Origin of the sequence: Streptosporangium sandarakinum, assembly GCF_050942225.1 — a bacterium.
GTDB classification, from domain to species: domain Bacteria; phylum Actinomycetota; class Actinomycetes; order Streptosporangiales; family Streptosporangiaceae; genus Streptosporangium; species Streptosporangium nondiastaticum.
On sequence record NZ_CP192034.1, the window covers coordinates 400185 to 413359 of the forward strand.

Annotated in this window: 14 protein-coding genes; 9 read left to right on the top strand and 5 right to left on the bottom strand. The window is 74.9% G+C overall.

Going from position 1 to position 13175, the window contains the following annotated elements; genetic code table 11:
- Positions 1–5 precede the first annotated feature (5 nt).
- The 9 genes from ctaD to qcrB are packed head-to-tail and all read left to right on the top strand — an operon-like array spanning position 6 to position 7765.
- Entirely contained in the window at positions 6–2033 is a 2028-nt protein-coding gene (gene ctaD, locus ACQP10_RS01955) for a cytochrome c oxidase subunit I (protein WP_433540767.1), read from the top strand.
- Complete coding sequence (locus ACQP10_RS01960; RefSeq protein ID WP_389992044.1) at positions 2030–2659, top strand: cytochrome c oxidase subunit 3; 630 nt, start codon at positions 2030–2032, stop codon at positions 2657–2659. Before ctaD ends, ACQP10_RS01960 begins: the two co-directional genes overlap by 4 nt.
- A 5-nt stretch (positions 2660–2664) precedes the next feature.
- Positions 2665–3141 carry a hypothetical protein gene (locus ACQP10_RS01965; RefSeq protein WP_433540768.1) on the top strand — a complete coding sequence of 159 codons (477 nt, stop codon included), beginning with the start codon at positions 2665–2667 and terminating at the stop codon, positions 3139–3141.
- Positions 3126–3476: a hypothetical protein gene (locus tag ACQP10_RS01970; protein WP_433540769.1), complete on the top strand. Its 351-nt coding sequence runs from the start codon at positions 3126–3128 to the stop codon at positions 3474–3476. The genes ACQP10_RS01965 and ACQP10_RS01970 overlap by 16 nt, the downstream gene beginning before the upstream one ends.
- Positions 3362–4045 carry a cytochrome c oxidase assembly protein gene (locus ACQP10_RS01975; protein WP_433541868.1) on the top strand — a complete coding sequence of 228 codons (684 nt, stop codon included), beginning with the start codon at positions 3362–3364 and terminating at the stop codon, positions 4043–4045. Before ACQP10_RS01970 ends, ACQP10_RS01975 begins: the two co-directional genes overlap by 115 nt.
- Positions 4042–4470: a c-type cytochrome gene (locus ACQP10_RS01980; RefSeq protein ID WP_433540770.1), complete on the top strand. Its 429-nt coding sequence runs from the start codon at positions 4042–4044 to the stop codon at positions 4468–4470. Before ACQP10_RS01975 ends, ACQP10_RS01980 begins: the two co-directional genes overlap by 4 nt.
- Before the next feature lie 3 nt (positions 4471–4473).
- Positions 4474–5418: a cytochrome bc1 complex diheme cytochrome c subunit gene (qcrC, locus tag ACQP10_RS01985; RefSeq protein WP_433540771.1), complete on the top strand. Its 945-nt coding sequence runs from the start codon at positions 4474–4476 to the stop codon at positions 5416–5418.
- Positions 5415–6269 carry a ubiquinol-cytochrome c reductase iron-sulfur subunit gene (locus ACQP10_RS01990; protein ID WP_346018002.1) on the top strand — a complete coding sequence of 285 codons (855 nt, stop codon included), beginning with the start codon at positions 5415–5417 and terminating at the stop codon, positions 6267–6269. Before qcrC ends, ACQP10_RS01990 begins: the two co-directional genes overlap by 4 nt.
- Entirely contained in the window at positions 6266–7765 is a 1500-nt protein-coding gene (gene qcrB, locus ACQP10_RS01995; protein WP_433540772.1) for a cytochrome bc1 complex cytochrome b subunit, read from the top strand. Before ACQP10_RS01990 ends, qcrB begins: the two co-directional genes overlap by 4 nt.
- 507 nt (positions 7766–8272) lie before the next feature.
- On the opposite strand, the gene ACQP10_RS02000 is transcribed toward qcrB, so the two are convergent.
- The 5 genes from ACQP10_RS02000 to ACQP10_RS02020 form a co-directional block, all read right to left on the bottom strand.
- The gene (locus tag ACQP10_RS02000; protein WP_399498833.1) at positions 8273–8680 is read right to left on the bottom strand and encodes a hypothetical protein; all 408 of its coding nucleotides are present in this window, start codon (positions 8678–8680) and stop codon (positions 8273–8275) included.
- Positions 8677–9666, bottom strand: coding sequence for a cytochrome c-type biogenesis protein CcmH (locus tag ACQP10_RS02005; protein ID WP_433540773.1), 990 nt, complete (start codon positions 9664–9666; stop codon positions 8677–8679). Before ACQP10_RS02005 ends, ACQP10_RS02000 begins: the two co-directional genes overlap by 4 nt.
- 74 nt (positions 9667–9740) lie before the next feature.
- Positions 9741–10316, bottom strand: a complete 576-nt coding sequence (locus ACQP10_RS02010) for a redoxin family protein (RefSeq protein ID WP_433540774.1) — start codon at positions 10314–10316, stop codon at positions 9741–9743.
- A gap of 104 nt (positions 10317–10420) precedes the next feature.
- Entirely contained in the window at positions 10421–12712 is a 2292-nt protein-coding gene (locus ACQP10_RS02015) for a cytochrome c-type biogenesis CcmF C-terminal domain-containing protein (RefSeq protein ID WP_433540775.1), read from the bottom strand.
- Positions 12709–13170, bottom strand: coding sequence for a cytochrome c maturation protein CcmE (locus ACQP10_RS02020; protein ID WP_346017997.1), 462 nt, complete (start codon positions 13168–13170; stop codon positions 12709–12711). Before ACQP10_RS02020 ends, ACQP10_RS02015 begins: the two co-directional genes overlap by 4 nt.
- Positions 13171–13175: the final 5 nt, after the last annotated feature.

Here is a 13175-nt window from a genome sequence, read left to right on the forward strand (position 1 = left end):
TCGGGATGAGCATCGACAACGCCACCCACGCGTACGGCGTCACCGAGGAGACGGCCGGCGGGCGGGTCGGGCGGCACTGGCCGGAGGAGCACGGCCTGCGGGCCTGGGTCACCACCGTCGACCACAAGCGGATCGGCCGGCGCTACCTGGTCACCGCGGCGGTGTTCTTCGCGCTCGCCGGACTGGACGCCACCGCCCTGCGCACCCAGCTCATCACGCCGAACGGGGATCTGCTCACCCCCGAGGCGTACAACCAGCTGTTCACGCTGCACGGCACGGCGATGATCTTCCTGTTCGCGACGCCGATGTCGTTCGGGTTCGGCAACTTCCTGCTGCCGCTCCTGCTCGGCACGCGCGACATGGCCTTCCCCCGGCTCAACGCCTTCACCTACTGGGTCTTCACGTTCGCGGGCGTGATCCTGTTCACCAGCCTGCTCTTCGGCCGGGCGCCCAACGGCGGCTGGTTCGCCTACGTCCCGCTCACCGGGCCGAAGTACCAGCCCGGCATCAACATGGACGTGTACTCGCTGGGGCTGCTCTTCCTCGGCGTCTCCACCACCTCCGGATCGATCAACTTCATCGCGACCTCCCTCAAGCTGCGGGCCCCGGGCATGACGCTCAACCGGGTACCGATCTTCGTCTGGGCGCTCGTGGTGACCGCGTTCCTGCTGATCTTCGCGTTGCCGCCGCTCAACACGGCGAACGCCATGCTGTTCCTGGACCGGAGGTTCGGCACCCGGTTCTTCCAGCCGGACGCGGGCGGGGACGTGGTGCTGTGGCAGCACCTGTTCTGGCTGTTCGGCCACCCAGACGTGTACATCATCGTGCTGCCCGCGCTCGGCATCGTCTCGGCGATCATCCCGACCTTCTCCCGGCGGCCGATCATGGCCTACCCGTTGCTCGTGCTGGCCATGGTCGCGGTGGGGATCATCAGCTTCGGCGTGTGGGTGCACCACATGTTCGCCGTGGGGCTGCCGCAGCTCTCGCTGACCTTCTTCTCCGCGGCCAGCATGATCGTCACGATCCCCTCGGGCATCCAGATGTTCGCCTGGGTGGGCACCATGCTCATGGGCCGGGTCGTGCTCGGGGTGCCGATGATGTGGGCGATGGGCTTCCTCGTCGTGTTCGTGATAGGCGGGGTCACCGGCGTCATGTTCGGCATCGTGCCGTTCGACCAGCAGGTCACCGACTCCTACTTCGTGGTGGCGCACTTCCACTACGTGCTGTTCGGCGGCGCCGTCTTCCCGATGATCGGCGGTGTCTTCTACTGGTGGCCGAAGATGACCGGGAGGCTGACGGGCGTCCGGGGCGGGCAGTGGTCCTTCTGGCTGGTCTTCGCCGGGTTCAACCTCACCTTCTTCCCCATGCACATCTCCGGGCTGCTCGGCATGCCGCGCCGGGTGTACACCTACCCCGGCGGCCTGGACTGGGACCTGTGGAACCTGCTCTCCAGCCTCGGCGCGTACCTGCTGCTCGCCGGACTGCTCGTCACGCTGGGCACGTTCGCGCACAGCCTGTGGAAAGGGGCGCAGGCCCCGCCCGACCCGTGGGGCGGGGAGACCCTCGAATGGGTCACGGCCTCCCCGCCGCGCCCGTACAACTTCCCGGTGATCCCGACCGTGCACAGCGTGCACCCGCTGTGGGACCAGGGGAGCCTGGACTCCTTCGCCGAGGGGGCGCGCTTCAAGGACCGGGTGCTGGCCGAGGGGCACGAGCTGCTGGTGACCAGCGAGCTCGACGCCGAGCCCGAGGTGGCCCTGGAGATGCCCGAGCACACGCCGGTCCCGTTCTTCACCGCGGTCAGCCTGTTCCTCGCGGTGCTGGGGCTGCTGCTCGGCGTGTACGTCCTGGCGGTGGCGGCCGGCGTGGTCGCCGTCCTCGTCATCGGCCGGTGGCTGTGGCCGCGGTGGAGCAGGCGCGAGGCCGGCCACGCCCCCGGGGAGAAGGCCCGGGAGACGGCCGAGCAGGACGCGGCGGCCGAGCAGGAGGCCGAGAAGGAGAAGGAGAAGACGGAGAAGGGGGCAGGGGCATGACCGCCACGGGGGAGTGGGTTCCCATCCGGCCCATCGGGCCGGCGCCGCCGCACGGCAAGCCGCCCAGCGGGCGGACCCCGGCCTGGTGGGGCATGGTGCTGTTCATCACCACCGAGGCGACGATCTTCGCCTGCCTGCTGGGCTCCTACTTCTACATCCGGTTCTCCACGGCCGGCCCCTGGCCGCCCGGCGGGATCAAGGACCCCGAGCTGTCCAAACCGCTGATCATGACCGTGCTGCTGCTCTCCAGCAGCGGCCCGATGGTCTGGGCCGACTTGGCCGTACGGCGCGGCCGTACCGCGCAACTGCGGGCGGGGCTGGCGTTCACCCTCGCGCTCGGCGCGGCGTTCCTGGGCCTGCAGGCCACCGAGTACGCCACCAAGCTGGGCGAGTTCGTCTGGTCCACCAACGTCTACGGCTCGCTGTTCTACGTCATCACCGGCTTCCACGGCCTGCACGTGATCGTCGGCCTGGTGATGCTGGTCTTCGTCACGATCGCGGCGCTGGCCGGGAAGCTCGGCAGCCGGCACCACGAGCGGGTCAGGCTCGTGGCGTTCTACTGGCACTTCGTCGACGCCGTCTGGATCACCATCCTCTTCACCATCTACCTCAGCCCGCACCTGTGAGAGCCATGTCCGAGCAGACCGAATCCGCCGCCCCGGGCTCCGGGGGACGCCCCGGGGAGGCCGGAGCGTCCAGGAGGCCCGGGGAGCCCGGGGAGCCCGGGGAGCCCGGGAAGGCCCGCCGTACCCGGCCGGGACCGCTGTGGTTCGCGGTGCTGGGCGGGGTGATCGCGTGGTCCCTCCACATCGTCTTCGCGTGGAGCGTGGTCGAGCTGACCTGCGTCGATGGTGGCGGTCTCATCGGCGGGATCCCGGTGGTCGTCTTCGCCGCCGTCGCCACCGGGCTGCCCGCCGTCGTCGCGGTGGCCGCGCTCGTCGTGGACCTGCTGCTGTGGCGGCGCGACCCGCCCGAACCCCCGGGGAGGAAGTCGGACCGGGTCCGTTTCATGCTCCAGATCGGGTTCTGGCTGGACGTGTTCTCCGTGCTCATGATCCTGATGGGGGGCCTCGCCGTGGTGATGCTGCCGCCATGCGTCCAGACATGACGCTCCTCGCCCACGGCGGCGGCGCCGGGCCGTGGAAGTGGGACGTGTTCGCGGTGGTCTGCTGGCTCCTCCTGCTGGCCGCCGCCTACCTCGGGGGCCTGCGGGCGTTCTCCGGCCCGCGGCTCCGTTCGGTGCGGGCGGGCGCCCGGCGGCTCGGCACGGTCCGGGCCGCCTGCTTCGCCGGGGGCTGCTCGCGGTGGCGGTCGCGCTCCTGCCGCCGCTGGACCACGCGGCCGACGAGCGGCTCTTCGCGCACATGGCGCAGCACATGGTCCTCGTCGTGGTGGCCGCGCCCCTCCTGGCGGCCGGGGCGCCCGGCCTGGTGGTCCCGCTGACGCTGCCGCCGCGGTGGCGTCACGGCCTCGCCTCCGTACGGCACGCCGCGCGGAACCTGCCGCTGCTGCGCCTGCTCTACCTGCCGGTCACCGCCTGGCTGCTGCACACCGTGGTGCTGTGGTTCTGGCACCTGCCGGTCCCCTACGACCTCGCCCTGGCCGTCGAGCCGGTGCACGTGATCGAGCACCTGTGCTTCCTCGGCGCGGCCTGGCTGCTGTGGTGGCACCTGCTGACCCCGGGCAGGCACCGGATCGGCGGGCCCGTCGCGCTGCTCTACCTGTTCGTGACCATGCTGCCCGCGGCGGCGCTGGGCGCGGTCCTCACCCTGGCGCGGGCCCCGCTGTACCCGCTGCAGGCCGCCGAGGCGGCCGGGATCGGCGTGGACCCGCTCACCGACCAGCAGCTCGCCGGCCTGGTCATGTGGGTGCCGGCCGACCTGGTCTACTTCGCCGTGATGATCGCCCTGTTCCTGCGGTGGATGGGCGGATCCGCGGGGGAGGACGGTACGTCGCCGCCGCGCGTGCCGGAGGTCCCCGAGCGGGTCCCCTCCGAGGAGGCGCGCCCATGAGAGCGGCGGGGTCGGTGGGACAGGGGGCCCGGCGGGCGGCGGCCCTGGCTGCACTGGCGGCGCTGTGCGCGCTCGCCGCCGGTCCGCTCGCCGGGTGCGGCGCGGGCGGCGGCCGGTCCGGCTTCCCGCCGCCGGAGGTGCAGGGCGGCGACCCCGAGCGCGGGCAGCGGCTCATCAGCGTGTACGGCTGCTCCTCCTGCCACACCATCCCCGGCGTGCAGGGCGCGGAGGGGACGGTGGGGCCGCCGCTCACCGCGTTCGGCCGGCGGAGCTACATCGCCGGGGTGCTGCAGAACAACGGGCCGAACCTGCAGCGCTGGATCCGCGACCCGCAGGGCGTCGTGCCCGGCAACGCGATGCCGAACCTCGGGGTGACCGAGGAGGACGCGCGGGACATCGCCGCCTACCTGTTCACGCTGAGGTGACCGATGCGGTACCACGACCACCGGCCGGGACCCGCCCGGCACGTCACCCGGCGGACCGTTCGGGGCGCCGCCCGGGACACGGCCCGGCACACCCTGGGGCAGGCCGTACGGCACGCCGCGAAGCACACCGTGAAGCACGCCGCCCGGGGTGCGCTGCTCCTGGTGGTGGCCGCCGCGGGCGCGGGCGCGCTGTCCGGCGGGCCGGCGGACGCCGGAGCGCGGAGCGAGCCGTGGCCGCGGTCCTCGGCACCCGGGGCGCGGAGCGAGCCGTGGCCGCCGTCCCCGAGGCCGGTCCCGTCCTCCGTCACCAACGATCCGTTCGCCCGCGGGCGGCAGCTGTACCGGGCGACCTGCGCCGGCTGCCACGGCCAGGACGGCGGGGGCAGCCAGAACGGCCCGAGCCTGCGCGACGCCGGACCGGCCGACGTGGACTACCAGGTCTCCAGCGGCCGGATGCCGCTGCCCGCGCCCGACGCCGTGCCGCGGCGCGGCAAGCCGGCCTTCGGCCGCCACGACATCGACGCGCTGATCGCCTACGTGTCCACCCTCGGCCGGGGCGAGCCGATCCCGCGCGTCGCCCCGGGTGACGTGCGGCTGGGCGCCACCCTCTACCTGCAGAACTGCGCCTCCTGTCACTCCGCGAGCGCGGTGGGTGCGGCGCTGCCCGACGGGCGCTACGCGCCGTCGCTCATGTACCCCTCATCCACCCAGATCGCCGAGGCGATCCGGATCGGCCCCGGGACGATGCCCCAGTTCTCACAGGGGACGCTGAGCGACGCGGAGGTGAACTCGATCATCGGCTACATCCTCGCGCTGCGCCGTACGGACGACCGGGGCGGGGCGAAGCTGGGCGGGGTCGGGCCGGTGGCCGAGGGCCTCGTGGCGTGGGTCTTCGGCATCGGCCTGCTGCTGATCGTCATCCGCCTCCTCGGGAAGAGGGCGCGGTGAGCGGGCCCCGGCGCCGGGCGGAGCGCCACGTCGCCGTCGCGTTCGGGGTGGCCGCCCTCGCCGCCGCCTTCTTCGCCGCGATGTACGTCCTCGGCGACGACACCCAGCTGCTCGGGCTCGGGCTCCTGGTGGCGTTCGCCGGGCTCGCGGTGGGATTCGCCCTCTGGGCGCGCACGCTCCTGCCCCAGGGGCCGTTCGTGGAGGAGCGGGAGCCGATGATCTCGCCGCTGCCCGAACGCCGCGCCCTGGCCTCGGAGTTCGCCCGCGACGAGGCCCCCCTCACCCGGACGGCGCTGCCCCGCAGGATGCTGACCCTCGCACTCGGCGTGCTGGGCCTGGCCGCGCTCTTCCCGATCCGGTCACTGCTGGCGCGCGGCCCGAACCCGTGGCGCGCCCTCGCCGACACCCCCTGGCGGGCAGGCGCCCGCGTCGTGAACGACAGGGGCCGGCCGGTACGGCCCGGCGACGTCGCCGAAGGCGGCGTGGTCACGGTGTTCCCCGAGGGACGGGCCGGGATCGGCGACGCGGCGGTGCTGCTCATCCGGGTGGACCCGGCCGACCTGGAGCTGCCCCCCGGGCGGGAGAACTGGACCGTCGACGGCCTGGTGGCCTACTCCAAGCTCTGCACCCACGCCGGCTGCCCGGTCGGGCTGTACGTCAAGCAGACCCAGCAGCTCCTGTGTCCCTGCCACCAGTCGCTCTTCGACGTCCTCGGCGGGGCAAGGCCGGTCGCCGGACCTGCCGCCCGGCCGCTGCCGCAGCTGCCGCTCGGGGTGGGCGCCGACGGGACGCTCGTCGCCCGGGGCGGCCTCTCGGGCCCGCCCGGTCCCGGCTACTGGAGGAAGACATGATCACGCGGTGGCTGGTGCGGCGGAGCATGGGCTGGCTGGACGCCCGGCTGCGGATCGCGCCGCAGCTCCGGCTGGCGCTGGCCAAGGTCTTCCCGGACCACTGGACGTTCATGCTGGGCGAGATCGCCCTCTACTCCTTCGTGGCGCTCGTCGCCACCGGTGTCTTCCTGACGTTCTTCTACGACGCGAGCATGGCCGACCGCGTCTACAGCGGCGGCTACGCGCCGCTGCGCGGGACCACCGTGTCGGCCGCCTACGCCTCGACCGTCGAGCTGAGCTGGGACGTGCGGGCCGGCCTGCTGATGCGGCAGGCCCACCACTGGTCGGCGCTGTTCTTCATCGGAGCGATCATCGTCCACATGTGCCGGATCTTCTTCACCGGTGCGTTCCGCAAGCCCCGGGAGATCAACTGGGTGACCGGGCTGACGATGTTCGTCCTCGGGATGGCCACGTCCTTCGCCGGGTACTCGCTCCCCGACGACCTGCTGTCCGGCAGCGGCCTGAGAGTCGCGTCGGCGATCGCGCTGTCGATACCGGTGGCGGGGCCGTGGGTCCAGTTCCTGTTCTTCGGCGGCGAGTTCCCGGCCGACCCGATCATCCCCCGGCTCTACATCCTGCACGTCCTCCTCATCCCGGTGCTCATCGCGGCCCTGCTCGGCGTCCACCTGGCGGTGATCATCAGGCAGAAGCACGCGCAGTTCCCCGGCCCCGGGCGCAACGACCACAACGTGGTCGGGTCGAAGCTCTGGCCGACCTACGGCATCCGGTCCCTGGCCCTGCTGTGCGCGGTGCTCGCGGTGGTCTTCGGCTTCGGGGGCTTCGCCCAGATCAACCCGGTCTGGGTGTGGGGGCCGTACGAGCCGGCGGCGGTGACCGCGCCCGCCCAGCCGGACTGGTACCTCGGCTGGGTGGACGGGATGCTCCGCATCTTCCCCGCCGTGGAGTTCCGGGTCTTCGGCTATCTCGTCCCGTCGCCGTTCCTGCCCGGTGTGTTCTTCCCCGCGGTCGTCATCCTCCTCATGTACGTCTGGCCCTGGGTGGACCGGCGCCTGACCGGTGACCGGGACCGGCACCAGGTGCTCGACCGGCCCCGGGACCGGCCGGCGCGGGTCGCGGTCGGGGCCTGGGCGGTGTCCTTCCTCGCGCTGCTCCTCGGCGCGTCCTCCAACGACGTGGTGGCCCGGTTCACGCAGATCCCGGTCCTGGGCATCATGCGGGCGATGCGCGCCGTGGTGATCGTCGTGCCGCTGGTCGTCGCGGCCGTGGCGTACACGCTGGCCAGGGCGCTGCGTGACAACCCCGACCGGACCCTGCTCACGCTGCGCCCGCGGCACCTGGTGAGGGTACGCCGCGAGATCGTCCCGCCGCGCGGCGACGAGGGCGGCCGGCCGCCGGAGCCGCCGCACGACAGGTCGGGCCGGCTGGTGGTCCCGGCCGGCGACGCCCCGAAGCTGACCGCTCCGGGCGAGGCCCCGGATGAGGGAAGCCGGTCATGACGGGCGGGGAGCGGACCGAGGTATGGCGGCAGCCGAACGGCTACTGGGGCTGGCGGTACGTCCACCCCGGGGAAGAGGACGGCGAGGGCGGCGAGACCCGGCTGCGGAGCAACCTGGAGTACCAGAGCCAGGAGGAGGCCCGCGGGAGCGCGGAGGCGGCCTACCCCGGGGTCCCGGTCCACGGGCCGCCCGAGGAGGAGGGTGAACGGCCGGGGGAGAAGAAGGGCGGGTCTCGCCGCCGCCCGCGCCGGCTGCGGCGGGCACTGGCCCTGGTCGCGGTGGCCGCGCTGCTGAGATGGGCCGCCCGCGGACGGCGGCGGACCCGTCCGCCGCTGGCCCGGACCGGAATCGAGATCAGGGCCGGGAACCGGGTCTGGACCTGGGACGGAACCCGGATTCGGGACAGGCTCCGGGCCGTGGCCGAGACGACCCGCGCCCCGGCCACGGCCCGGATTCGGGACAGGCTCCGGGCCGTGGCCGGGACGACCCGCGTCCCGGCCGGGACGTTCACGCGCCGATGGCCCCGGCGAGCACACCGGCGACCCTGGCGTGGGTGCGCATGCCCATCCCGTCGTGGCCGGCGACGGAGCAGAAGAACTCCAGGCGGGTTCCGGGCCGGGCGGTGAAGCGCAGCACGAAGGTGCCTCCCGGAGGGAGCACGGGCGTCCTGGCGGACACACCGGGGCCGGTGACGACGAGGTCGTGGGCGGTGGTCCCGGCGTTGGTGACGTCGAGCGCGACCCTGCCGGGGGCGAGCACGGGGTCCCGCACGCCCACGCGCCACTCGGTCAGCCCGACGTTCGTCCGGGACACCGGCTCCCTCGGCGGAACCGTCGTCGCCCGACCGCCGCAGGCGGCGGCCGGGAGGGACAGGAGGCCCAGGGCGGCCGAGACGGCCAGGGAACGCCGCATCACGCGGTCTCCTCTCTCAGGACGCGGCGGACCGCGGCGATCGCGGGATGCCCGGGGCGGGCGAACCGCAGGAACCGCCGCAGCGTCCGCCGCCCGGCCGGCGGGTCGACGGTGATCTCCGCCGCTCCGAGCGCCAGCAGGACATCGGGGTCACGGGGGGAACGCCCGTCCGGCGGGCGGAGCACCGGTACGGCCTCGGCGGGCCGCCCGGCCCTGATCAGGGCGAGGCCGAGGAGGCGGCGGGCCGTGCGGTCGCGCGGGCCGAGCCGTACGGCCTCGCGGTAGACCTGTACGGCCTGTTCGGTCTCACCGCGGGCGTCCAGGTCGCGGCCGAGGGCGAGCAGGGAGTCCGGGCTCTCCGGTGGTTCCCCGGTCCTCGGGGCGGCGGCGGAGACGACGGGGGCCGGGGCGGGGGCCGGAACGCCGTCGGGCCGGGCGAGCGCCGCGGCGGCGACGCCCCCGGCGCAGGCCGCCGTCAGCAGGACCGCCCCGGCGAGCCCGGCGCGGGACCGCGACGGGGGAACACCTGCTCCGGAGGGGTGTGCTTCGGCAGGCGTCACGGGATGTTCCCGGCGGTCCTCCCCGTTCCCGCGTTCCGGGCCCCGCCCGTTCCGGCGGGCGGTGCGGACGACGGCGGCGCAGCCCGCGGCCAGCACGACGACGGGGAGCGCCCACAGGGCCGCCGAGGCTCCCGACATCGGCGGTGACAGCAGGATCCGCTCGCCGTAGCGCCGCACGAAGTACTCCCGGATCGACTCGGGATCCCGGCCCCGGGTGAGCCGGCGGCCGATCTCCGCGCGCATGGCCCCGGCCAGCTTCGACGGCGACTCGGCGGCGGACAGCCCCTGGCAGTCGGGGCAGCGCAGCGTCGCGGCCACCTCCATGACGCGCTCGCCGAGGGCCGGTTCGCTCCGGCCGGCACGCCACACCGCCGCGCAGGCGAGCGCCACGAGAACGATCAGCCCCGCGACCGCGAGCCGGCGTCTCAAGGGGCGGTCCACGATGTGATCCGGGGACGTGGAGCGGCACGCCGCGGTGCGGCCCGAAGGCGCGGGGTGGCGTCTCATCGCGTGAGCCGGGGCAGTACGGCGCGGTCGATCCACCGCTGTGTCACCGGGCCGAGCACGCGGTCGGCGATCCGGCCGTCCCGGCCGACCAGGAAGGTCTCCGGCACGCCGAGCACGCCGAGTTCGAGGGCCAGCCGGCCGTCCGGGTCGAAGAGCTGGACAGGGACGCTCACGTCGGTCACGCCGGACTCGCGCAGGAACAGCCGGGCGGCCTCCCGGGTGTCGCGGGTGTCCACCCCCACGATCCGCAGTCCTCGCGGGCCGAGCCGCCGCGCGATCTCCACGACGAGCGGGAACTCCTCTCGGCACGACTCGCACCAGGACGCCCAGACGTTCACGAGCACGACGTGCCCCCGCAGCTCGCCGAGCGTGAACCGCGTGCCGTCCAGGGTGGTGCCGGACAGCTTCGGGGCCGGCCGGTCGGCGGGCACCGCCGGTTCCGCCGGTCCGCGCGCGAGACCGCGGGCGAGGACCGCCGACAGGGCCATCACCGCCGCGGCGACCAGGAGCAGCGCGGGATAACGCCATCTCCGCGAGGGACCGGCCGGGGCCGGCGGATCCACCGTGTTCACCGGACCGGCCGGGTCCGTGAGACTTCCCGGGCCTGCCGGATCAGCCGGGTTCGCCGGGCTCATCGGGTCTGTGGGGTCCACCGGCCCTGTCGGGTCCGTCGGATTCACCGGGCCGGCCCTCCCACGGTCTCGCGGCTGTCCACGCCGGGTCCGCCCGGGTCCTCCCGCACCGCCACGGAGGGTGTCTCGGTCCCGCCGATCCCCGCGGACGGCGCCCACCGCGCCCGCCACGGGCGCCGCGCCCACCGCGCCTGCCGTGAACGCCGCAGACGCCGCGCCCCGGGGCGGGGCAGGGCCGCCAGGGCGCCGAGCACCATCACGGCTCCGGAGGTCCACAGCAGGGCCATCAGCGGGTTGACGGCCGCGCGCAGCACCGCCGTACCGTCCGCCGGATCCACCTCCGAGACGGTGACGTAGAGGTCGGCCAGCGGCCCGGTGCGCACGGCGGGGACGCCGACCGGGGGCGCGCCGCTCGCCGGGTAGAAGGTGATCGACGGACGCAGGGTCCCGGCCGGGCGGCCGTCCTCGAAGACGCTCACCCGCGCGGCGACGGACATGGCGTCGGCGTCACGCCGCCGTTCCACGCCGTCGAGCCGCAGGACATAGCCGCCGGCCCGCAGGGTGTCCCCCGGTTCCAGGCGTCCCCGCGCGTCGTGGGTGTACGCCGAGGAGCCGGCGATCGCCACGGCGGCCAGCGCGACCCCCGCGTGGACGGCGGAGCCGCCCAGTCGCCGCCGGACGGACGCGCGGACCGGCGCGGCAGGGCCGTGCCGCCCGGCGACCTCGCGGACGCGGAGCGCGGTGGCCGCGAGGACGAACGCCCCGAGCCCGAAGGCGACCAGCGGCAGGGGCCCGTGACCGCCGCCGGGACCACCGGAGCCGCCGAATCCACCGGGGCTGCCGAACCCGCCGAACCTGCCGAAGCCGAGGGTCGCGACGGTCGCCGCGCCCGCCGCGACCGGCCAGGCCAGCCGCCGCAGCGGCGGCCGCGCCCGGTTCGGGGGGACGAGCGGGGCCACCGCCATGAGCACGAGCAGCGCCAGGGCGAGCGGGACGGTCACCCGGTCGAAGTACGGCGGGCCGACGGAGACGTCCGCCCCGACGAGGACCTTCACGACCAGCGGGTACAGGGTGCCGAGGAGCACGGTGAACGCCAGGGTGACCAGCAGCGCGACACCGGCCCCGACCAACGTCCCCCGGCCGTCACCGCAGGCGTTCCCGACCGGCGTCCCATGGCCGTCACCGCAGGCGCCCCCGACCGGCGTCCCATGGCCGTCACCGCAGGCGCCCCCGACCAGCGTCCCCCGGCCGTCACCGCGTGCACTCCCGGCCGACGCCCCGCGGCCGTCACCGGAGGCGCCCCCGACCGCCGTCCCGCGGCCGGCTCCGCCGGGGACCTCCCCGGCCCGGCGGAGCCGCCCGGCCCGCCACACCAGCAGGCCGCAGGTCGCGATGAGGGTCGCGGTGAGGATGCCCAGCAGCGGCGGGCCCACGGCGGACCGGGTGAAGGAGTGGACGCTGGCGACCGCCCCGCCGCGGGTGAGGAACGTCCCCAGCAGCGCCAGCGGGAACCCCGCCGTCGCGAGCGCCGCGGACCACGGCCCCAGCGAGCCGTGGCGGTCCCGTACGGCCAGCGAGTGCAGGGACGCCGTCGCGGTGAACCACGGGACGATCGAGGCGTTCTCCACCGGGTCCCACTCCCAGTAGCCGCCCCAGCCGAGCACGCCGTAGGACCACCAGGCGCCCAGCACGATGCCGGCGGTCAGCGCGGCCCAGGCGGCGAGCGTCCACCGCCGCATCGCCCGCACCACCGGACGCCCGGCGTGCCCCGCGACCAGGCTCGCGACCCCGAGGGCGAACGGCACGGCCAGGGCGAGGTAGCCGAGGTACAGCAGCGGCGGATGGATCCCCATGAGGGGGTGGCCGCGCAGCAGGGGATTGGGCCCGGGGCCGTCCGCGGGGGGCGCGGCGACCTCCCGGAAGGGGTTCGCGGCCAGCGGGACGAGGGCGAGGAAGCACGCGCACAGCGTCATGAGCACGGCCATCGCGATCCGCCGGTGCGGTCCCTCGTCCCGGCCGAGCCCGGCGACGAGGGCGCACCCGGTGAGCACGAGCGCCCACAGCACCAGCGAGCCCTCGACGGCCGACCACAGGCTGGTGAAGGTGTAGTAGGAGGGGACGCCCCGCCCGCCGTTGCGGGTCACGAATCCGACCTGGAAGTCACGGGTGAGCAGAGCCCATTCCAGGACGGCGAACGCCGCCGCCGCACAGCCGGACGCCGCCGCCGTGGCGGCCATCGCCGTACGGCGTCCGGCGAGACCGGCCCAGGCGAGGGCGGCGACCACCGAACCCGCCGCGCCGGCCCAGAGCGCGAGCGTTCCCAGCAGGCACTTCACCGGGCCGGCTCCGCGGCGCGGTACTCGTCGGAGTGCTTGACCATCAGGCGGTCCGAGCGGAACACCCCGCCGGGACCGAGCACGCCCTCGGCCACGGCCCCCTGCCCCTCGCGGAACACCGGCGGCACCTCGCCCCGGTGGAGCACCTCCACGGTGCCGACGCCGTCGCTCAGCCGGAAGCGGAGGGCGTCCCCCTCGGCCCGCACCGAGTGCGGCAGCACCAGCCCGCCGACCCGCAGCCGGCCGGTCCGCCCGGCGTCGTGCCCGGCGAGTTCGGTGGGCGTGCGGTAGTACACCATCCCGTCCCCGATCCCGGAGAACGCCAGGGCGCCGAGGGTGAGCGCGGCGACGCCGACGAGCAACAGCGGCAGGCGGCGCCGTACCCGGTCCGGGAGCGGGCGGCGCCGCGGCCACGGAGCGGACGGGGGGCGCCGGAGCCGCCGGCGGGGCGGGATCACGACTG

Excerpts from the sequence above, each read along its gene's own strand:
- ctaD (WP_433540767.1), top strand. The coding sequence starts at position 6 with ATGAGCATCGACAACGCCACCCACGCGTACGGCGTCACCGAGGAGACG.
- ACQP10_RS01960 (WP_389992044.1), top strand. The coding sequence starts at position 2,030 with ATGACCGCCACGGGGGAGTGGGTTCCCATCCGGCCCATCGGGCCGGCG.
- ACQP10_RS01965 (WP_433540768.1), top strand. The coding sequence starts at position 2,665 with ATGTCCGAGCAGACCGAATCCGCCGCCCCGGGCTCCGGGGGACGCCCC.
- ACQP10_RS01970 (WP_433540769.1), top strand. The coding sequence starts at position 3,126 with ATGCGTCCAGACATGACGCTCCTCGCCCACGGCGGCGGCGCCGGGCCG.
- ACQP10_RS01980 (WP_433540770.1), top strand. The coding sequence starts at position 4,042 with ATGAGAGCGGCGGGGTCGGTGGGACAGGGGGCCCGGCGGGCGGCGGCC.
- qcrC (WP_433540771.1), top strand. The coding sequence starts at position 4,474 with ATGCGGTACCACGACCACCGGCCGGGACCCGCCCGGCACGTCACCCGG.
- qcrB (WP_433540772.1), top strand. The coding sequence starts at position 6,266 with ATGATCACGCGGTGGCTGGTGCGGCGGAGCATGGGCTGGCTGGACGCC.